22 protein-coding genes are annotated in these 18,560 nt (G+C 68.0%); 17 read left to right on the forward strand and 5 right to left on the reverse strand.

Going from position 1 to position 18,560, the window contains the following annotated elements; translation table 11 throughout:
• The first annotated feature begins 3 nt into the window (after positions 1–3).
• The gene (locus tag FNZ56_RS01305; RefSeq protein WP_143880222.1) at positions 4–1,851 is read left to right on the forward strand and encodes an ArnT family glycosyltransferase; all 1,848 of its coding nucleotides are present in this window, start codon (positions 4–6) and stop codon (positions 1,849–1,851) included.
• 57 nt (positions 1,852–1,908) lie between these two features.
• Here FNZ56_RS01305 and FNZ56_RS01310 read toward each other — a convergent pair whose 3' ends face one another.
• From FNZ56_RS01310 to FNZ56_RS01320, 3 genes are read right to left on the reverse strand one after another with little or no spacing between them, the layout of a single operon-like run.
• Positions 1,909–2,244, reverse strand: coding sequence for a hypothetical protein (locus FNZ56_RS01310; RefSeq protein WP_143878124.1), 336 nt, complete (start codon positions 2,242–2,244; stop codon positions 1,909–1,911).
• Positions 2,245–2,303: 59 nt separating this feature from the next.
• Positions 2,304–2,888 (reverse strand): Maf family protein, encoded by a 585-nt coding sequence (locus FNZ56_RS01315; RefSeq protein ID WP_143878125.1) that lies wholly within the window; start codon positions 2,886–2,888, stop codon positions 2,304–2,306.
• Positions 2,885–3,244 carry a hypothetical protein gene (locus tag FNZ56_RS01320; protein WP_143878126.1) on the reverse strand — a complete coding sequence of 120 codons (360 nt, stop codon included), beginning with the start codon at positions 3,242–3,244 and terminating at the stop codon, positions 2,885–2,887. The genes FNZ56_RS01315 and FNZ56_RS01320 overlap by 4 nt, the downstream gene beginning before the upstream one ends.
• A 123-nt stretch (positions 3,245–3,367) precedes the next feature.
• On the opposite strand from FNZ56_RS01320, the gene FNZ56_RS01325 reads away from it, so the two are divergent.
• The 14 genes from FNZ56_RS01325 (at position 3,368) to FNZ56_RS01390 (ending at position 14,366) form a co-directional block, all read left to right on the forward strand.
• Entirely contained in the window at positions 3,368–3,880 is a 513-nt protein-coding gene (locus FNZ56_RS01325) for a YceD family protein (RefSeq protein WP_143878127.1), read from the forward strand.
• Between the two features lie 70 nt (positions 3,881–3,950).
• A complete protein-coding gene (gene rpmF / locus FNZ56_RS01330; protein ID WP_143878128.1) occupies positions 3,951–4,145 on the forward strand; it encodes a 50S ribosomal protein L32 in 195 nt (64 codons plus the stop codon).
• 67 nt (positions 4,146–4,212) lie between these two features.
• Positions 4,213–5,193, forward strand: coding sequence for a beta-ketoacyl-ACP synthase III (locus FNZ56_RS01335; protein ID WP_143878129.1), 981 nt, complete (start codon positions 4,213–4,215; stop codon positions 5,191–5,193).
• Positions 5,194–5,283: 90 nt separating this feature from the next.
• Entirely contained in the window at positions 5,284–6,228 is a 945-nt protein-coding gene (gene fabD / locus FNZ56_RS01340; RefSeq protein ID WP_281286172.1) for an ACP S-malonyltransferase, read from the forward strand.
• Positions 6,225–6,968, forward strand: a complete 744-nt coding sequence (gene fabG / locus FNZ56_RS01345) for a 3-oxoacyl-ACP reductase FabG (RefSeq protein WP_143878131.1) — start codon at positions 6,225–6,227, stop codon at positions 6,966–6,968. Before fabD ends, fabG begins: the two co-directional genes overlap by 4 nt.
• Before the next feature lie 125 nt (positions 6,969–7,093).
• Positions 7,094–7,333: an acyl carrier protein gene (gene acpP, locus FNZ56_RS01350; protein ID WP_036135371.1), complete on the forward strand. Its 240-nt coding sequence runs from the start codon at positions 7,094–7,096 to the stop codon at positions 7,331–7,333.
• A 135-nt stretch (positions 7,334–7,468) separates the two neighbouring features.
• Entirely contained in the window at positions 7,469–8,707 is a 1,239-nt protein-coding gene (fabF, locus tag FNZ56_RS01355) for a beta-ketoacyl-ACP synthase II (RefSeq protein WP_143878132.1), read from the forward strand.
• A gap of 103 nt (positions 8,708–8,810) precedes the next feature.
• Positions 8,811–10,130: an aminodeoxychorismate synthase component I gene (locus tag FNZ56_RS01360; protein WP_143878133.1), complete on the forward strand. Its 1,320-nt coding sequence runs from the start codon at positions 8,811–8,813 to the stop codon at positions 10,128–10,130.
• Positions 10,127–10,942 (forward strand): aminodeoxychorismate lyase, encoded by an 816-nt coding sequence (gene pabC / locus FNZ56_RS01365; RefSeq protein ID WP_143878134.1) that lies wholly within the window; start codon positions 10,127–10,129, stop codon positions 10,940–10,942. Before FNZ56_RS01360 ends, pabC begins: the two co-directional genes overlap by 4 nt.
• Entirely contained in the window at positions 10,939–12,066 is a 1,128-nt protein-coding gene (gene mltG / locus FNZ56_RS01370; protein WP_246064647.1) for an endolytic transglycosylase MltG, read from the forward strand. The genes pabC and mltG overlap by 4 nt, the downstream gene beginning before the upstream one ends.
• A complete protein-coding gene (gene tmk, locus FNZ56_RS01375) occupies positions 12,063–12,707 on the forward strand; it encodes a dTMP kinase (protein WP_143878136.1) in 645 nt (214 codons plus the stop codon). Before mltG ends, tmk begins: the two co-directional genes overlap by 4 nt.
• The gene (locus FNZ56_RS01380; protein WP_143878137.1) at positions 12,704–13,729 is read left to right on the forward strand and encodes a DNA polymerase III subunit delta'; all 1,026 of its coding nucleotides are present in this window, start codon (positions 12,704–12,706) and stop codon (positions 13,727–13,729) included. Before tmk ends, FNZ56_RS01380 begins: the two co-directional genes overlap by 4 nt.
• 22 nt (positions 13,730–13,751) lie before the next feature.
• Complete coding sequence (locus tag FNZ56_RS01385; protein ID WP_143878138.1) at positions 13,752–14,108, forward strand: PilZ domain-containing protein; 357 nt, start codon at positions 13,752–13,754, stop codon at positions 14,106–14,108.
• Between the two features lie 66 nt (positions 14,109–14,174).
• Positions 14,175–14,366, forward strand: coding sequence for a ferredoxin (locus FNZ56_RS01390; RefSeq protein WP_143878139.1), 192 nt, complete (start codon positions 14,175–14,177; stop codon positions 14,364–14,366).
• Positions 14,367–14,378: 12 nt separating this feature from the next.
• Here the strand turns inward: FNZ56_RS01390 and FNZ56_RS01395 are convergent, their stop codons facing one another.
• Together FNZ56_RS01395 and FNZ56_RS01400 are read right to left on the reverse strand one after the other, a co-directional pair.
• Positions 14,379–14,747, reverse strand: coding sequence for a hypothetical protein (locus FNZ56_RS01395; RefSeq protein ID WP_143878140.1), 369 nt, complete (start codon positions 14,745–14,747; stop codon positions 14,379–14,381).
• Between the two features lie 12 nt (positions 14,748–14,759).
• Complete coding sequence (locus tag FNZ56_RS01400; RefSeq protein WP_143878141.1) at positions 14,760–16,814, reverse strand: 3-hydroxyacyl-CoA dehydrogenase NAD-binding domain-containing protein; 2,055 nt, start codon at positions 16,812–16,814, stop codon at positions 14,760–14,762.
• A 172-nt stretch (positions 16,815–16,986) separates the two neighbouring features.
• Between FNZ56_RS01400 and rpoE the strand changes: the two genes are divergently transcribed.
• Complete coding sequence (rpoE, locus tag FNZ56_RS01405; RefSeq protein ID WP_143880223.1) at positions 16,987–17,604, forward strand: RNA polymerase sigma factor RpoE; 618 nt, start codon at positions 16,987–16,989, stop codon at positions 17,602–17,604.
• 30 nt (positions 17,605–17,634) lie between these two features.
• Positions 17,635–18,492, forward strand: a complete 858-nt coding sequence (locus tag FNZ56_RS01410; protein WP_185970762.1) for a sigma-E factor negative regulatory protein — start codon at positions 17,635–17,637, stop codon at positions 18,490–18,492.
• Positions 18,493–18,560 lie beyond the last annotated feature (68 nt).

An 18,560-nucleotide genomic window follows, 5' to 3' on the forward strand; every position in this document is an offset into this window, starting at 1 on the left:
TTGTTGCGGAACGAAACCGAAGCGCGCAGGACCTTCATCGCCGCATGGTGCGCCGTGCTCGCGGTCAAGTGCGTGCTCGCCACGCACCTGCCGCTGTTCGTGGACGAGGCCTTCTACTGGCAGGAGGGCATGCATCCGGCGTGGGCGTATTCCGACCTGCCCGGGCTCACCGCGTGGCTGACCCGGATCGGGGTCGCGCTGTTCGGGCGCGATGCGCTGGGCCTGCGCATCCCGTTCCTGTTGCTGGCGGCGGCGGTCCCGTGGCTGGTCGCGCGGGTGACCGCGCGCGAATTCGGCGCCACCGCCGGTTGGCAGGCGGCGCTGCTCTCCCTGCTGTTGCCGCTTGCGGGCACGCTCGGCCTGCTCGCGGTGCCGGATGCGGCGATGGCGATCGCGACCCTGCTGTGCATGGACGCCTGCGCGCGCCTGCTGCGCAATGTCAGCGCCGGCGCGGCGGTGGAACTCGCCGTCGGCCTCGCGCTCGGCGCCTTCAGCCATTACCGGTTCATCGCGGTGCTCGCGGTGGGCTTCCTCGTGCTGCTGCTGATGCCCGAAGGCAGGCGTGCGCTGCGGGACCCGCGCATGTGGATCGCGATCGCGTTCGGCGCGGCGGCGTGGACGCCGTTGGTGGCCTGGAACATGGACAACGCCGAGGCGGGCCTGCGCTTCCAGCTCGTCGACCGGCATCCTTGGGCGTTCCACGTCGACGGCATCCAGTTCGTGCTGGTGCAGTCGTTGCTGGTCACGCCCTTGCTGTTCGTGGCGCTGGTGGTCGCGGCGTGGCGCTACGCGCGCGACCCGCGCCCGGCGCCGAGTTTCTTCGCGTTGCTCGGCGGGCTGGTGGTGCTCGGTTTCTTCGTGCTTGGGTTCTTCGCCGATACCGAACGCGTGAGCTTCCACTGGCCGCTGCAGGGTTTCATCGCGCTGCTGCCCTTGCTTCCCTCGTTGCTGGATCGCTGGCCACGCTGGCTGCGGATCGCGACCGGCGCGCTCGCCGCGCTCGGCCTGGTGCTGATGCTCGGCTACTACGCCGCGGTGTCGGTGCCGCGCTTGCGCGAGACCACCGCCGCCACGCGCTGGTACCCGGGCAATTTCGCCGGTTGGCAGAAGCTCGCGACCCAGTCGCGCCGCGCATTGCGCGCGATGCCGAAGGGAACGCGCATCGTCGCCGACGACTTCAAGATCGGCGCGGAGCTCGGCTTCGCGCTCGGCAACCCGCGGATCGCCGTGTTGCCGCACCCGCTCAACGTCAAGCACGGACGCGCGCCGCAGTTGCACTTGTGGAAGCTGCGCGAGGACACGGTCGACCGGGGCAAGGGCCCGGTGTTGCTGGTCGTCGGCGCAAGCGAGGTGTCGTTGCGCGAATTGCCCGCGCGCTACCACGAGTTGTGCGAACGCGTCGGGCCGCTGCCGGCGCCGCGCACGATCAGCATCGACCACGGGCGCCAGCGGTTCCTGCTGTTCCAGTTGCCGCAGTTGAAGCAACCGGGGCCGGGCAAGGGCGAATGCACGACGCCCGCGATTGCGTGGATCGAGCGGCCGGCGGTCGATGCCAGGGTCGGGCGCCGGTTCGAGGTCAGCGGCTGGGCGTTCAAGGATGGCGTCGGGTTGCGTTCGATCTGGGTGACGGTGGATGGCCGGCGCGTCGCCAAGGCCGAGTACGGCTTGCCCAGCGTCGGGCCGAAGCTGATCTGGCCGTTCTCCAACGATCCGCAGCATCCGAACATCGGTTATCGCGCGCAGGTCGATCTGGAGGAGATGGAGAAGGGCCGGCATTGGCTCGGCCTGTGGCTGATCGGCCGCGATGGCAGCGTCGAGCCCTGGAGCGAAATCCCCATCGACCTGGAATGAGGATCGGGTGAATTCGGGTTGTCAGGTTGCGAAGCGATTACAGCTTAAACGAATTAGTTAGGCCCCACGCACGGCTCCTGCGACGATCAGCACGCCATATCCCAGCAATCCGGTGGCTAGAGACCAACGTATGCGTTTGGCATAGACAAGGGCGAGCGGAGACTGCAACTCTCGAATGCTTGGGCTGAAGGCGCGGCGTACCACCGACAACCAAACGTTGGGATCGGTGACTGGCGGGAAGGCCGAGTAAAAGAAGCTCAATGCACCGCGACGATTGACCCACTCGGGCTTTTCCGAGGCAATCACTCCGTAGAGTTTGAACAGGGCATGCAAGTAAATCAGCGTCGCGAGAAATGCCGATGCTGCTGCGAATGAAATGACGATCTTCGGCATGTGGTTCTAACTTCCTGACCGACTTGGTATCCAGGGTTTAAAACGCAGAAAATTTCCGGTCACGGCAGCGCAAACCCCCCGTTTCGCAACAACCGCGCAGTGGCGATCAGCGGCAATCCGACCAGCGCGGTCGGATCCCGGCTGTCGATGGCTTCGAACAGGCCGATTCCCAGGCCTTCGGCCTTGAAGCTGCCAGCGCAATCGAAAGCAGGCTCCGCCTGCAGGTAGCGCGCGATTTCGTCATTGCCGAGATCGCGCATTCGAACGACGGTCGTATCGACGGCGGATTCGCGGAAACCCGGGCCGATCACGCATAGCGCGGTGTGGAACGCGACCTCGCGACCGGACATCGCCCGCAGTTGCGCTACGGCGGATTCGAAATTCCCCGGCTTGCCGAGCACGCGACCTTCAAGATCCGCGACCTGGTCGCTGCCGATGACGAAGGCATCCGGCTCGCGGGCGTGGACCTCGGCGGCTTTTTCGCCCGCCAGCCGCGATGCGAGCGCGGCAGGGGCCTCGCCGGACGACGGCGTTTCGTCGACCCGTGGCGGCACGCATTGGAACGGCAGGCGCAGGCGCGACAGCAGTTCGCGCCGGTAGGGCGAGGTCGAGGCCAGCAGCAGGCGGCGGGAGGAACCGTTCAATGCACGTTCGAACGGGCGCGTTCCACCTGCGCCAGCATCTGCTCGATGCGGCCGCGGGCGGCGTCGATGGACGCACGCACGCCGTCGAGTTGTTCCAGCGAGGCCTGGTCGCCGTGTTGCTGCAGCCACAGGCGCTGGCGCAGCATTTCCTGCATGGCGTCGCGCACGGGGTTGGCCTCGTCGCCGGCGACGGCCTCGATTTCCGCCCGGGCCTCGCGCAAGCGGGCCTCGAGCGCATCGGCGGCGTCGAGGAGTTCCGCCACCGCGCGCTGGCGGGGGGCCGGGCCGCGGCGGCGGAGCAGGAGGACCACGCCGGCGGCCAGCGCCAGCAACAACAGGACGATCAAAGCCTTCACGCAGGAATCCCCGGGGGTTGCCGCCGCAGTCTGCCCCGATCCCGGCGCGGGCGGCAAATGCCTTGCCAAGTCAAGGGTTTGGGTTTGACATCGCCCGGGGCTGGCCCTAGCATTTCGCGTCTTATGTCCGCCGAAATCCCCGAGGTCGTGGACGCGTGGCGCTGGGTCGCGGCGCGGCGCAGGATCGAGGGGCGCGTGCCGCTGGCTTCGTTGCCGCGGCTGCAGGACGGGCTGTTCGACCCCGAGGGCGATGTCCGCTTCACCATCGATTTCGACCGCGATGCGCTGCAATTGCCGCGCGTGGCGCTGGTAGCCGAGGCCGAGCTGCCGCTGCAATGCCAGCGCAGCCTGCAGCGGTTCCTGCTCCCGGTACGGGTGGAACAGCGACTCGGGCTGATCCGGGACGAGGCCGACGAGGCCGCGCTGTCGGAAGGTTACGAACCCCTGCTGGTTCCCGCGGACGGCATGTTGCGCCCGCTGGATCTGGTCGAGGATGAGCTGATCCTGGCCTTGCCGGTGGTACCGGTGGATCCGGGGTCGGAACCGGTCGGGGACGACCGGCCGCAGGATGCGGACGAGCCCCGGCGGGACAACCCTTTCGCGGCGCTGTCGGCCTTGAAGAAGCCCGGCGCCTGAAGGCGGATTCCGAATTGAAGTTTTTGTTTGATAGCCACGTACCGAATTCGAGTTTTTCTGGAGCAATACCATGGCAGTGCAGAAGTCCCGCGTTTCCCCTTCCCGCCGCGGCCAGCGTCGTTCGCACGACGCGCTGACGGCCAAGCAGCTGGCCACCGACCCGACCTCGGGCGAGACCCACCTGCGCCACCACGTCACCGCCGATGGTTACTACCGCGGCAAGCAGGTGATCGTGCCGAAGACCAAGGTCGTCGACGAAGAGTGATCCGCCGAGCGCGGCCAGCGGACCGGTCCCGGGCCGCACGACATCGCAGCACCCGGAGGTCCCGCCCATGAGCGAGCGGATCTATTCCCGCATCGCCGGTACCGGCAGTGCGTTGCCCGCGCGCGTCGTCAGCAACGACGAGCTGGCGCAGCGCGTCGAGACCAGCGACGAATGGATCGCCACGCGCACCGGCATCCGCCAGCGCCATGTCGCGGGCGAGGGCGAAACCACGGTCTCGCTCGGCCGCGACGCCGCATTGCGGGCGATGGAAGCGGCGGGCGTGGAACCCGGCGAGATCGACCTGATCGTGTTCGGCACCACCACGCCGAACCTGATCTTCCCGTCCTCGGCCTGCCTGATGCAGGCGGAACTCGGCATCGCCGGTTGCCCGGCGTTCGACGTCAACGCCGCCTGTTGCGGCTTCGTCTATGCGATTTCGGTCGCCGACAAATTCATCCGTTCGGGCGACGCGAAGACCGCACTGGTGGTCGGTTCGGAAACCCTGACGCGCATGGTCGACTGGAGCGATCGCAGCACCTGCGTGCTGTTCGGCGACGGCGCCGGCGCCGTGGTGCTCAAGGCCGACAGCGCGACCGGCATCCTCAGCACCCACCTGCACGCCGATGGCGCGAAGAAGGAATTGCTGTGGAATCCGGTCGGCGTGTCCGAGGGATTCAAGCCCGGCGAGGACAACGCCGGCGTGCGCGTGCTGATGACCGGCAACGAAGTGTTCAAGCACGCGGTCAGGGCGCTCGACTCGCTGGTCGACGAAACCCTGGAGGCCAACGGCCTCGACCGCCACGACATCGACTGGCTGATTCCGCACCAGGCCAACCTGCGCATCATCGAGGCCACCGCCAAGCGCCTGGACATGCCGATGGAGCGCGTGATCGTCACCGTCGACAAGCACGGCAACACGTCCTCCGGTTCAGTGCCGCTGGCGCTGGACGAAGCCGTGCGCTCGGGCAAGGTCCAGCGCGGGCAACTGGTGTTGCTCGAAGCCTTCGGCGGCGGGTTCACCTGGGGCTCGGTCCTGCTGCGCTACTGAGCGCACCCTACGCGGCGGTACAGACGCGCTAGAGCAATTGCTCTTATCATGCGCGTCCCCGGGCCAACCGGCCTCGTTCCGGCCTCCTGCGTGACCGCATCCCCGCAACTCGCCTTCGTGTTCCCCGGACAGGGTTCGCAGTCCGTCGGCATGCTCGCCGAACTGGCGGAAGCGCATGCCGTGGTGCGCGGGGCCTTCGAGGAAGCTTCCGACGGCGCCGGCGTCGACCTGTGGGCGCTGTCGCAGGGCGGTCCCGAGGAAATGCTCAACCGCACCGAATACACCCAGCCCGCGTTGCTGGCCGCCGGCATCGCCGCGTGGCGCGCGTGGGAATCGCAGGGTGGCCCCAGGCCCGCCCTGCTCGCGGGGCACAGCCTCGGCGAATACACCGCGCTGGTCGCGGCCGGCGCGTTGTCGTTGAAGGACGGCGCGCACCTCGTGCGCATCCGCGGCCAGCTGATGCAGGACGCCGCGCCCGCCGGCACCGGCGCGATGGCGGCAGTGCTCGGCGCCGACGATGCGCTGGTCGAAGCCATGTGCATGGAGGCTTCGAACAGCACGGTCGTGGTGCCGGCGAACTACAACTCGCCGGGGCAGATCGTCATCGGCGGCGATGCCGCGGCGGTCGACCGCGCGCTGGCGCTGCTGCAGGAAAAGGGCGTGCGCAAGGCGGTGAAGCTCGCGGTCAGCGTGCCTTCGCACACGCCATTGATGCGCGAGGCCGCGAACCGGCTCGCCGAAACCATGTCCGGGCTGCATTGGAATCTGCCATCGCTGCCGGTGGTGCAGAACGTGGACGCGACCGCGCACGACGGCATCGATGCGATCCGCGACGCGCTGGTGCGCCAGCTCTACCTGCCGGTGCAGTGGACGCGCTGCGTCGAGGCGCTTGCTTCGCGTGGCATCACCTGCGTCGCCGAATGCGGCCCGGGCAAGGTGCTGGCGGGATTGGTGAAGCGCATCGACAAGGCGCTGGACGCGCGCGTGCTAGGCACTGTCGGCGATTTCGAAACCGCACTCGGGGAATGGAAGTGAGCGAAAACTTGAAGGGCGAAGTGGCGCTCGTTACCGGCGCGTCGCGCGGCATCGGCGCGGCCATCGCCGACGAACTCGCCGCGCAGGGTGCGACAGTCATCGGCACCGCCACCAGCGAGTCCGGCGCGAATGCGATTTCCGAACGGCTCGCATCGAAGGGCGGCGCGGGCCGCGTGCTCGACGTCAATGCGCCCGGCGCGATCGAAGCGCTGGTCGATGCCGTCGGCAAGGACTTCGGCGGTCTCTCCATCCTCGTCAACAACGCCGGCATCACCCGCGACAATTTGCTGCTGCGGATGAAGGACGAGGACTGGCAGGCCATCCTCGACACCAACCTCACCAGCGTGTTCCGCAGTTGCAAGGCGGCGATGCGCGGGATGATGAAGGCGCGCAAGGGCCGCATCGTCAACATCGCCTCGGTGATCGGCGTAACCGGCAACGCGGGGCAGGCGAACTACGCCGCGGCCAAGGCCGGCATCATCGCCTTCAGCAAGTCGCTGGCGAAGGAAATCGGTTCGCGCGGCGTCACCGTCAATGTCGTCGCGCCCGGTTTCATCGACACCGACATGACCCGCGAACTGCCGGAGGATGCGAAGAACGCGATGCTTGGGCAGATCGCGCTGGGGCGCTTCGGCGAACCGGCCGATATCGCGCGCGCGGTGGCGTTCCTGGCCGGCCCGAACGCCGCCTACATCACCGGCGAAACCCTGCACGTGAACGGCGGCATGTACATGCCATGAGCACACTTTCCGCAAGCAACGCGCCCTAAGTCATTGAGCCGGAAGGCTTCCGCGCCGATGCGCGAATGCCGCGGCTTTCCCTTACACTACCCGCCGCAACGGACTCCCCGGAGGAGCGAATACAGATGAGCAGCATCGAAGAACGCGTCAAGAAGATCGTGGTCGAACAACTTGGCGTCAAGGAAGAAGAAGTCACCAACAACGCCTCCTTCGTCGACGACCTCGGCGCGGATTCGCTCGATACCGTCGAGTTGGTGATGGCGCTCGAGGAAGAGTTCGAGTGCGAAATCCCGGACGAGGAAGCCGAGAAGATCACCTCGGTGCAGCAGGCGATCGATTACGTCAAGGCCCACGTCAAGGCGTAAGCCGCCGGCGCCTGCGCGCCGTGGCCGTGACACCGCTGGGGCCGCGCATGCGGCCCCGTGCGTTTCCGGCGATTGCATCCGCAGGCGTATGTCCGCCATGAGCATAGGCAAGAGCATCGGGCCCAGGAGCCAGGCATGAGCAAGCGTCGCGTCGTCGTCACCGGTCTTGGCATCGTTTCGCCGCTGGGCAACGACCTGGCCACGAGCTGGGACGGCATCGTCAACGGCCGGTCGGGCATCGGCCCGATCACGCATTTCGACGTGTCGGCGTTCCCGACGCGGATCGCGGGCGAGGTCAAGGATTTCGATCCGGCCACGTGGATCGCGCCGAAGGACATCAAGAAGATGGATCCCTTCGTGCACTACGGCGTCGCGGCCGCGCTGATGTCCATCGCCGATTCCGGCATCGCCATCGAGGGCGAGGCGGCCGAACGCATCGGCGTCGCCATCGGCGCCGGCATCGGCGGCCTCAACGGCATCGAGGAAACCACGCTGAAGTACGCGGCCGGCGGCCCGCGCAAGATCTCGCCGTTCTACGTGCCCAGCACCATCATCAACATGATCGCCGGCCAGGTCTCGATCATGACCGGGGCGAAAGGCCCGAACATCGCCGCGGTCACCGCCTGCACCACGGCCACGCACAACATCGGCCTGGCGATGCGGATGATCCAGTACGGCGAGGCCGAAGCGATGGTCGCCGGCGGCGCCGAATACGCGACCACGCCGACTTCGCTCGGCGGCTTCTGCGCGATGAAGGCGTTGTCGACCCGCAACGACGATCCGACCAGGGCATCGCGCCCATGGGACAAGGACCGCGACGGCTTCGTCATGGGCGACGGCGCCGGCATCCTCGTGCTCGAGGAATACGAACGCGCGAAGGCGCGTGGCGCGCGCATCTATTGCGAGCTCGCCGGCTTCGGCATGAGCGGCGATGCCTACCACATGACCGCGCCGAGCGAGAACGGCGACGGCGCGGCGCGCTGCATGATCAACGCCATCCGCGACGCCGGCATCGACGCCGCGCAGGTCGGCTACATCAACGCACACGGCACTTCCACGCCGGCCGGCGACCTCGCCGAGACCATGGCGATGAAGCGCGCGATGGGCGATGCGGCGAAGTCGGTCATGGTCAGTTCGACCAAGTCGATGACCGGGCACCTGCTCGGCGCGGCCGGTGGCGTCGAGGCGGTGTTCTCGGCGATGTCGTTGCACACCGGCATCATCCCGCCGACCATCAACCTCGACCATCCGTCCGAGGGCTGCGACCTCGACTACGTGCCGCACACGGCGCGCGAGAAGCAGGTCGAGATCGCGATGTCGAACTCGTTCGGCTTCGGCGGCACCAACGGCACGCTGGTGTTCAAGCGGGCCTGAGAGGCGAGGAACGAGAAACGAGAAATGAGAAACGAGTAGGGAGGAATGGGCGGAGCCGCGTCCCGACTCGTTTCACTCGTTCCTCTTCGCTCGTTCCTTCGCCATGATCCAGACTTGCCCACTGCCTCCCGGCATTGACCTGCTCGACCTGCACCGGTCCGCGCCGGCGCGCTATCCCTTGCTGCTCGAATCCGCGGCGGCCGGCACCGCGCAGGGGCGTTGGGACCTGCTGCTCGCGACCAACGGCGAATCGGTCCGTGCGCGCGAAGGCGAAGCGTTCCTCGCCGCACTCGATCGCGAATGGCACGCGCTGCGCACCCCGCGCGAGGAACCACGCTGGCCGTTCCGCGGCGGTTGGGCGCTGTACCTCGGCTACGAACTCGCCGGCCAGATCGAACCCGTTTTGTCGCTGCCGCATGCACCAGGCGCATTGCCGGTCGCGCTTGCGCTGCGTTGCCCGGCTGCGATCCTGCGCGATCGCGCCAGCGGCGAATGCGTGGCGGTGGCGGAAACCGCGCATGCCGGCATGCTCGATGCCATCGAAACCGACATCGCCGCGCTCGCAGCGTTGCCGTCGCTGCCGGAATGGACACCACCGCAGCACGTCGATGAAGACGAACCTTCGCGCTTCACCGACGGCGTGCGCCGCGTGCTCGACTATCTCGCCGCCGGCGACGTGTTCCAGGCCAACATCAGCCGCGGCTGGAATGCGCGGTTCGCGCGCGCGCCGCAGCCGGCGGAACTGTTCCGGCGCCTGCGCACGCACAATCCGGCCCCGTTCGCAGGCATATTCGCGGACGATGGCTGGGCGGTGGTCAGCGCTTCGCCTGAACGCCTCGTTTCCGTGCGCGGCGACGTGGTCGAGACCCGGCCCATCGCCGGCACGCGCCCGCGCTTCGAAGGCGACGACGACGCGGCGCGCATCCGCGACCTGGTCGGCAACCCCAAGGAACGCGCCGAACACGTGATGCTGATCGACCTCGAACGCAACGACCTCGGCCGCGTGTGCGTGCCCGGCAGCGTGGAAGTCGACGAACTGATGACGGTGGAAAGCTACGCGCACGTGCACCACATCGTCAGCAACGTGCGCGGCCGCCTGCGCGCGGACGCGACGCCGGGCGCGGTCATCGCCGCGGTGTTCCCCGGCGGCACCATCACCGGTTGCCCCAAGGTGCGTTGCATGCAGGTCATCGCCGAACTCGAAGGGCAGGGGCGCGGCGCCTACACCGGCGCGTTCGGCTGGTTGAACCGCGACGGCGACCTCGACCTCAACATCCTGATCCGCAGCGCGGAGCTCGAAGGCGCGAAACTGCGCTTCCGTACCGGCGCCGGCATCGTCGCCGACTCCGATCCGCAACGCGAACTCGATGAAACCCGGGCCAAGGCGCGCGGCATGTTGCGCGCACTCGGGGTGGAAGCGTGAACGCGCGCATGTTCCGCGGCGACGTTCGCCTCGATGCGATTCCGGCCGACGATCGCGGCATCGCCTATGGCGACGGCCTGTTCGAAACCCTGCGCGTGCATCGCGGCGAAGTGCCGTGGTGGCGCGAACACTGGTCTCGGCTGCGACTCGGTGCGGAACGACTCGGCATCCCCTTGCCGGACGAAGCACCGGTTCGCGAAGAAGCCGAGTCGTTGTTCGCCGACGGCGGCGACGGCGTGCTGAAACTGCTAGTCACGCGTGGCGCAGGCGAACGCGGTTATGCGCCGCCAGCGAATCCGGTTCCGACCTGGATCGTTTCGCGCCACGCCGTGCCGGCGACACCGGATCGTGGCCTGTGCCTGCATGTCTGCGCAACGCGGGTCGCATCGCAGCCGGCTTTGGCCGGGATCAAGCATTGCAACCGGCTGGAACAGGTGCTGGCGCGCGCCGAGGCCGAACGCGCCGGCGCCGACGAAGGCTTGATGCTCGATTCCGCCGGGAATGCCATCGGCGCGACCACGGCCAACCTGTTCACGCTCATCGAGGGTCGCTGGGTCGCGCCCGCCATCGTCGATTGCGGCATCGCCGGGGTTTGCCGCGCGAAGCTGTTGCCGGCGCTCGATGCCGATGAACGCATGCTGTCGCCGGCCGAGGTCGAAGCCGCCGATGCGGTTTTCCTGTGCAATGCGGTGCGCGGTATCCTGCCGGTGGCGCGCCTCGGCGCGCGCGAATGGCCGTCGCATCCCGCGGTGGCCGCCGCACGCATCGCCTTGTCGCGCCTGCATCCGTCCTTCGCCGTGGAGCCTGCTTGAGCCGCAAACGCAAATCCCGCTTCGGATGGATCTTCGTGCTGTCGGCGTTGCTCGTCGGCGCGGCCGCGTACTGGGCGTTCGACCGCTACGCCGGTTTCGCCGATGCGCCGCTCGCCAGCGCGAAAACGGACGCCAGCATCGTCGTCGCCCGCGGCGATTCCTTCGCCAGTGTGCTCGGCAAATTGCACGCGGCCGGCGAATCGCCCGCACGCGACATGGAATGGCGACTGCTCGCGCGCCAGCTCGGCACCGCTGGCCATTTGCAGGTCGGCGAATATGCGCTGGGCCCGGGCACCACGCCGCGCGACTTGTTGGTACGGATGCGCGACGGCAAGGTCATCAGCCGTCGCTTCACCATCGTCGAGGGTTGGAACATCAGGCAGCTTCGCGCGGCGCTGGCGAAAGCGATGCCGCTCGAACACGAAACCGCGGCGCTCGATGACGCGGCGCTAATGGCGAAACTCGGTTTCGCCGGCCAGCATCCGGAAGGGCGCTTCCTGCCGGAAACCTACCTGTACACGCGCGGCGACAGCGACCTCGACGTGCTCGCCCGCGCGCACGCGGCGATGCAGCAGGCGCTGGACGAGGCGTGGAAGACACGTGCGCCCGGCTTGCCGTTGAAATCGCAGGATGAAGCGTTGACGCTGGCCTCCATCGTGGAAAAGGAAACCGGCGTCGCCGAGGACCGCGCGCGCATCGCCGGCGTGTTCGTGAACCGCATCGCCAAGGGCATGCGCCTGGAAACCGACCCCACCGTGGTTTACGGCCTCGGCACGCGCTACGACGGCAACATTCGCAAGCGCGACCTGCAGGCCGACAACCCCTACAACACCTATCGCATCGCCGGCCTGCCACCGACCCCGATTTCGATGCCTGGCAAGGCCGCGCTGCAGGCGGTGACGCATCCCGCGCCCGGCAATGTCGTGTATTTCGTGTCCAGCGGCGATGGCAGCGGCCGCAGCCTGTTCGCTGCGACCTATGCCGAACACCAGGCCAACGTGCGCGCCTACCTCGCGCGTTATCGCGCCGGACTGGCGAAGGGCCCGCTGACCGGAACCGCGACCTCGGACGACGCTGCGCCCGCGCCGACATCGACCACCACGCCCGCGGGATCGCCTCCGTGAGCGGATTGGTAACGCAATCGCGGCTGGTGACGCTGGAGGGCGGCGAGGGCGCGGGCAAGACCACGGTGCTGCATGCGTTGCGCGATGCGCTCGCATCGGCCGGCGCCGACGTGGTGTGCACGCGCGAACCTGGCGGCACGCCGCTGGCCGAACGCATCCGCGAACTGTTGCTCGATCCGAACCACGAACCGGCATCGCCGCAAACCGAACTGCTGCTGATGTTCGCCTCGCGGGCGCAGCACGTGCGCGAAACCATCCTGCCCGCGTTGAAGCGCGGCGCCTGGGTGCTGTGCGACCGCTTCACCGATTCGAGTTACGCCTACCAGGGCGGTGGGCGCGGGCTCGATCCCGAGCTGATCGCGACGCTGGAACGCGAAGTCGTCGGCATTCGCCCGGGGCTGACGCTGCTGCTCGACGTCGGCGTCGACGAAGGACGCCAGCGCGCGCGCGGACGCGACCTCGTGCCCGACCGCATCGAACGCGAGCGCGACGAATTCTTCGAGCGCGTGCGCGCCGCCTACCTTGCGCGCGCCGCCGCGGAACCGCAACGCATCCGCGTGCTCGATGCCTCGCGTCCCGCAGTCGAAGTCGCCGCTGAGGCGGTGTCCGCGTTGCGCACATGGATGCGCGAAGCCGCATGAGGTTCGAATTCGCACCGTGGCAGCAGCGCGCCTATGCGCAGGCGGTGGAAGCGCTCGCCGCCGGCCGCCTCGCGCACGGCCTGCTGTTCAGCGGCCCGGCCGGGCTCGGCCAGCGCGAAGTCGCCGAGAAACTCGCGCAGCGCGTGCTGTGCCTGTCGCCGCGCGGCGACGAAGCCTGTGGTTCGTGCCGCAGTTGCGCGCTGTACCAGTCGCGTTCGCAATCCGATCCGGTCGAGGTCCGCCCCGACGGTTCGCTCGCCTTGCCGCATGGCCGGCCGGGGCACCCGGATGCGCTGTTCGTCGGTTTCGCGATGAACGAGAAAACCGGCAAGCCGCGCCAAGAATTGTCGATCGAACAGATCCGCACGCTGTCCGCGCAACTTTCGCTGACGCCGCAATACGGCGAAGCGCGCGTCGCGCTGATCGATCCCGCCGATGCGCTCAATACCGCGGCGAGCAATGCGTTGCTGAAGACGCTGGAGGAACCGCAGCCGGGTCGCTACCTGTGGCTGATCGCCGCGGATCCTTCGCGCCTGCCAGCAACCATCCGCAGCCGCTGCCAGAAGCTGGAGTTCCGCCTGCCGCCGCGCGAAGAAGCATTGGCATGGCTGCGCGCATCCGGTCATTCGAAATCCGCGGAAGAAGCGCTCGACGCCGCGCGCGGGCATCCGGGCCTGGCCGCGCAATGGCTGGCCGACGGCAGCCTGGACCTGCGGCGCGAGGTGATGGAAGACCTGCGCGCACTGTCGCAGGGCCGTGCGTCCGCGACCGCCACCGCGCAGCGCTGGAATGCCGACGACGCGCTCGCGCTGCGCCTGCGATTCGCCGCCGACCTCGCACTGGAAGCGGCCGGGCGCTTGACCGACCCGGCGCGAACCCGCAGGCTGGCCGCATGGTTCGCCGCCGCCAACCGCAGCCGCGACCTGTTGCGCACCACGGTGCGCGCGGATCTCGTGGTCGTGGACCTGCTGTTGCAGTGGCCGGTCGCGGGCGAACGGGGCGTTGCCGGGGCGAAGGCGTGAATTCGCGAGGGGGCAGGGGACGATGAGCGGAGCAGCAGGCGTACGACAGGGCATCCTGTCGCTGACCTTCAAGGACAAGGCGGGGCTGTACAACGCCTACATGCCGTTCCTCAAGCAGGGCGGGATCTTCGTGCCCACGCCCAAGCGCTACTTCCTCGGCGACGAGGTGTTCGTGTTGCTGACGTTGCCCGAATCCAGCGAACGCCTGCCGGTGCCGGGCAAGGTGGTGTGGGTCACGCCCAGCGGCGCGCAGGGCAACCGTACCGCCGGCGTCGGCGTGCAGTTCGCCGACAGCCACGAGGGCGAAGTGGTTCGCAACCGGATCGAGACGCTGCTCGCGGGCATGCTCAACGCCGACAAGGCGACGCAGACGATGTAGTTCTTTTCCCTCTCCCCGTCGCGCGGGGAGAGGGTGGCGCGCAGCGCCGGGAGAGGGGAATCCGCCATGAAGATCAAGGTCGATTTCGACGTCTGCGTGTCCACCGCCGCCTGCATGCAGGCCTGCCCGCAGGTGTTCGAGGTCCGCGACGACGGTTTCCTCTACATCCTCGACGAGGAACCGGGCGAAGCCTTGCGCGCGAGCGTGGAAGAGGCCGTGCAGGCCTGCCCGACCGGGGCGATTTCTGTCGAGGAGTGAGCGCGTCGGCGCTCAGTGGATGCCGATCTCGATGGGTAGATCGCCCTCGCCGGCTTGTCCTGGCATGAGTTTGATCAACTTCGCCCATTCGATGATGGCGTTATCGAGCCTCTTGCGATTCGTGGATTGATTGAGTGTCGCCGAGGTGATATGGCCTCTCTCGTCGTAGGCAAGATGCACAGATGTATCGATGCTGCGCAGATGCGATTGGGTGAATTCCCGTAAAACGATGAGCATGGGCGGCTTGTAGCAATTTTCTTCGGTGACTTGCGCCTGGTCGGTTACGCATTGAGCCAATGAAGGTAGTTGGGACTCTTGTGCATTCGCCGTGGATTGCAGCAATGAGCCAATGACAAGCAGAACAAGACTCGCGATTCGCATGAAGTTCTCCGTTCAGGCCTTCAACGCCGGACTGTCCCAGCCCGGCCTGGCTGCGAAGCGCGGGCCATGGTGTGCCTGCAGCAGTTGCAGGCGCTGCAGCAGCGCATCGACGCCGGTTTCGCGCACGTACTGGATCGGGCCGCCGCGGAACGGGGCGAAGCCGGTGCCGAAGATCACGCCGGCATCGAGCAGGTCCGCATCGGCGACCACGCCATCGTGCAGACAGGCGACCGCTTCGTTCACCAACGGCAGGATCAGGCGATCCTCGAGATCCTCGGGCGCCTTGTAATCCTTAAGCACGTCCGGCTTGATCGGCTTTCCGTTTTCCCACTTGTACAGGCCCTGACCATCCTTCTTGCCGCGCTTGCCTTGCTCGGGCGGCGATTGCAGCGCCTCGGGAATCGCGAGGCCGAGGAAGGGCGCGAGCTCCGCACCGACGCCAGCGGCGACGTCGAGGCCGACAGTGTCGACCAGTTCGATCGGGCCCATCGGCATGCCGAACTTCACCGCGGCCTTGTCGATCACCGCGCCGGGGATGCCTTCGGCGTAGGCGGTCATCGCTTCCAGCATGTACGGGAACAGCACGCGGTTGACGAGGAAGCCCGGCGAACCGGCGACTGGCACCGGCAGCTTGTCGAGCTTCTTGCAGAACGCGGCGAGGCGCTCCTGCGTCTGCGGCGCCATCGCGGCGTGATGGATGATTTCCACCAGCGGCATCAACGCGACCGGGTTGAAGTAGTGCAGGCCGGCGAATTGCGCGGGCCGCGCGATGTGTTCGCGCAATTCGTCGAGCGGAATCGAAGACGTGTTGGTCGCGAGCAGCGCGTCGGCCTTCATCTTCGGTTCGACCACGACATACAGCTCGCGCTTGGCCTCGGTTTTCTCGATGATCGCTTCGATGACGAGGTCCGCATCCGCCGCGCCATCGCCGGCGAGGTCGGATTTCAGTCGCGCCGCGACTTCGGGGCGCTTGGCTTCATCCTTCACCTTCTTCGCGAACAGCTCCTGCGCGCGCTGCAACGCGGCGTCGATGAAACGCTGTTCGCGGTCGTTGAGGCTGACCTCGAAGCCCTTGTAGGCGCTCCACGCGGCGATGTCGCCGCCCATCACCCCGGCGCCGACCACGTGTACTTTCCGAATGCCGCTGTCCCTGCCGCCGATGCCCTTCAACCGTTCCTGCAGGAAATACACGCGGATCAAATTGCGCGCGGTCGGCGTCGAGGCGAGTTTCACCACCGCCTTGCGCTCGGCGACGAGCTGCTGCTGGATGCTTCCACCACCACGCTTCCAACTATCGACCAGCGCATACGGCGCGGGGTAGAACGCCTTCGGCGCCTTGCGCGCGACCTGCTTGAGCATCTGCGGCGCGAGGATCTGCTTTGCGATCCAGGTGTTGGTGATCCAGGCGAGGAAGCGCTGCTTGAACGGGCGCTTGGTGCCTTTCAGCGCGAGTTCGGCGGCGGCATCGACCAGCACCGCGGCATCGGCGACCTTGTCGACCAGCCCCATCGCGCGCGCGGCCGAGGCCGACACCGTGCGCCCGGTGAGCATCAGGTCGAACGCCGCCGGCGCGCCGATCAGTTTCGGCAGCCGCACGCTGCCGCCCCAGCCCGGGAAGATGCCCAGCTTCACTTCCGGCAGGCCGATGCGCGTGGAGGGATCGTTCGACGCGGCGCGATAGCGGCAGGCGAGAGAGAGTTCGGTACCGCCGCCCATGCAGAAGCCGTGGATCGCCACGGCCGTGGGGCAGGGCAGCTCGGCGATGCGCTGGAACACCTGCTGGCCGCGGAAGATCGCGTCGTTGACCGTGCCCTTGGCATCGAATTGCTGGAATTCGCGGATGTCGGCGCCGGCGATGAAGCCGTTGGCCTTGGCCGAGCGGAACACCACCGCCCTGGGCGGGTCGATGCCTAGGCGTTCGACGATCTCGCCCAGTTCGAACAGCACGTCTTGGGAGAGCGCGTTGACCGAGGCATCGGCGCGGTCGAGCGACAGCACCAGCGCGCCATCCGGGCGCAGTTCCGCCTGCCAATGCTGGAAACGCAGGCCATCGAGTCCGGCGATCATCGCGTTCATCCGTCGGGGGAAGTCGGGCTTTTATCATCCCGGGCATGTTCCGGAACCGTCAAATCGCGATTTCGCCCGGTTCCAGCCGCATGGCTTGTGGCACCGGCGCTGCGGCCCCATGTCCGCCATGCTGGCGAACGCGGCACGTGCCGCGCCAAGGAGAGACGGCCTGATGGCCGAAGAGGGGATCAATCCGCAGGTCGACAGCGACCTGGTGCGGCGCGTGCAGGCCGGCGACAGCGCCGCCTTCGACCTGCTCGTGCGCAAATACCAGCACCGCATCGCGGCGCTGATCGGGCGGTACATCCCCGACTGGAGCGAATGCCAGGACGTGGCGCAGGAAGCGTTCCTGCGCGCCTATCGCGCGATCGGCAACTTCCGCGGCGACGCCCAGTTCTACACCTGGCTGCACCGGATCGCGGTGAACACGGCGAAGAACCACCTGGTCGCGCACAACCGGCGGCCGCCGACCGACGACATCGACGTGAGCGATGCCGAGCAGTTCGAATCCGGCCTGCGCCTGCGCGACAACGACACGCCCGAACGCGAGCTGATGCGCCAGCAGATGGAGCAGACGGTGATGCGCGCGGTGGACGCATTGCCCGAGGAACTGCGCGCCGCGATCACCCTGCGCGAGGTCGAGGGCCTGAGCTACGAGGAGATCGCGGAGCGCATGGATTGCCCGATCGGCACGGTGCGCTCCCGGATCTTCCGGGCCCGCGAGGCCATCGACGCGGAACTTCGGCCGCTGATGGATGTCGAACGACCCGCAGAACGCGCCACCCGCTGAGCCCGCAACGCCTTGAAGCCCATGGACAAGATGGAAGCCCACCTCCGCCAGCAGCTGTCCGCGATGATGGACGGCGAACTGGCATCGGATGAAGCCCGGTTCCTGTTCCGGCGCCTGCAGCACGACCGCGAACTGGCCGGTTGCTGGGAACGCTGGCAGGTCTGCAGTGTGGTGCTGCGCGGGCAGGGCACCGCGCTGTTGCCCGCGGATTTCTCGCAGCGCGTGGCGCACATGGTGGCGCTGGATTCGCAGCATTCCCCGCTCGCCGGCGAACAGTCCATCGCCGCGACCGGCACGCATCCGCGGCGCTGGGTCTGGTGGGGCGGTGGCGCGCTCGCGGCTTCGCTGGCCCTGCTGGTCGTGGTGCCGCGCCAGGGCTCCGGTCCCGCGCCCGCCGCTGCGGATTCCATCCGCGTCGCCACCGCGACTCCCGCCGCTCCGGTCGTCCCCGCGCCGCAGCCCGCGGCATCCCCCGACGCATCGCGTTCGCCGCCGGCCACCCCGCCGGCCGCGGTTGCGGTGACCACGGCGCTGGCGATCGCGGAGGCCCCGCGTCGCGTCGCCGCCCGCCGCAGCCGCGCTTCCACCCCGGGCAGCGGCCATGCGCCGACGCCTGCGCCGCAGGCGGTCGAAGCCGCCGACAGCGGCCAGCGCGTCGCCGTTGCCGAGTCGCTGGACCTGCCCAAGCGCAGCAATCCGTTCGCGCCCCGGCAGGAACAGGAAGCGCTGCCCTCGCATCCGTGGCCGCGCGCGGTGCTGCCGGGTGCGAACACCGGCGCCTTCACCGCCAGCTATTCGACCGGATCGTCCGGTGCGTTCTACCCATTCGAACCGCGCAACCTGCCCATGCCCGAGGCGCAAGTCCAGGCCGGCGACGGCCAGCGCTGAGCCTTGGCGACCCGCGAAGCGCCTTCGCGGATCGATCCGTCCTTCCTTCCCCAGCTTCGTCCCGAGCG

The sequence above is a fragment of the Lysobacter lycopersici genome (assembly GCF_007556775.1).
In the GTDB taxonomy this organism is placed as follows: Bacteria; Pseudomonadota; Gammaproteobacteria; order Xanthomonadales; family Xanthomonadaceae; genus Pseudoluteimonas; species Pseudoluteimonas lycopersici.

Bases quoted from the DNA above. Each gene is read 5' to 3' on its own strand.
- FNZ56_RS01310 (WP_143878124.1), bottom strand. From the start codon at position 2,244: ATGCCGAAGATCGTCATTTCATTCGCAGCAGCATCGGCATTTCTCGCG.
- FNZ56_RS01325 (WP_143878127.1), top strand. From the start codon at position 3,368: ATGTCCGCCGAAATCCCCGAGGTCGTGGACGCGTGGCGCTGGGTCGCG.
- rpmF (WP_143878128.1), top strand. From the start codon at position 3,951: ATGGCAGTGCAGAAGTCCCGCGTTTCCCCTTCCCGCCGCGGCCAGCGT.
- FNZ56_RS01335 (WP_143878129.1), top strand. From the start codon at position 4,213: ATGAGCGAGCGGATCTATTCCCGCATCGCCGGTACCGGCAGTGCGTTG.
- acpP (WP_036135371.1), top strand. From the start codon at position 7,094: ATGAGCAGCATCGAAGAACGCGTCAAGAAGATCGTGGTCGAACAACTT.
- fabF (WP_143878132.1), top strand. From the start codon at position 7,469: ATGAGCAAGCGTCGCGTCGTCGTCACCGGTCTTGGCATCGTTTCGCCG.
- FNZ56_RS01360 (WP_143878133.1), top strand. From the start codon at position 8,811: ATGATCCAGACTTGCCCACTGCCTCCCGGCATTGACCTGCTCGACCTG.
- FNZ56_RS01380 (WP_143878137.1), top strand. From the start codon at position 12,704: ATGAGGTTCGAATTCGCACCGTGGCAGCAGCGCGCCTATGCGCAGGCG.
- FNZ56_RS01385 (WP_143878138.1), top strand. From the start codon at position 13,752: ATGAGCGGAGCAGCAGGCGTACGACAGGGCATCCTGTCGCTGACCTTC.
- FNZ56_RS01390 (WP_143878139.1), top strand. From the start codon at position 14,175: ATGAAGATCAAGGTCGATTTCGACGTCTGCGTGTCCACCGCCGCCTGC.
- FNZ56_RS01395 (WP_143878140.1), bottom strand. From the start codon at position 14,747: ATGCGAATCGCGAGTCTTGTTCTGCTTGTCATTGGCTCATTGCTGCAA.
- FNZ56_RS01400 (WP_143878141.1), bottom strand. From the start codon at position 16,814: ATGATCGCCGGACTCGATGGCCTGCGTTTCCAGCATTGGCAGGCGGAA.
- rpoE (WP_143880223.1), top strand. From the start codon at position 16,987: ATGGCCGAAGAGGGGATCAATCCGCAGGTCGACAGCGACCTGGTGCGG.
- FNZ56_RS01410 (WP_185970762.1), top strand. From the start codon at position 17,635: ATGGAAGCCCACCTCCGCCAGCAGCTGTCCGCGATGATGGACGGCGAA.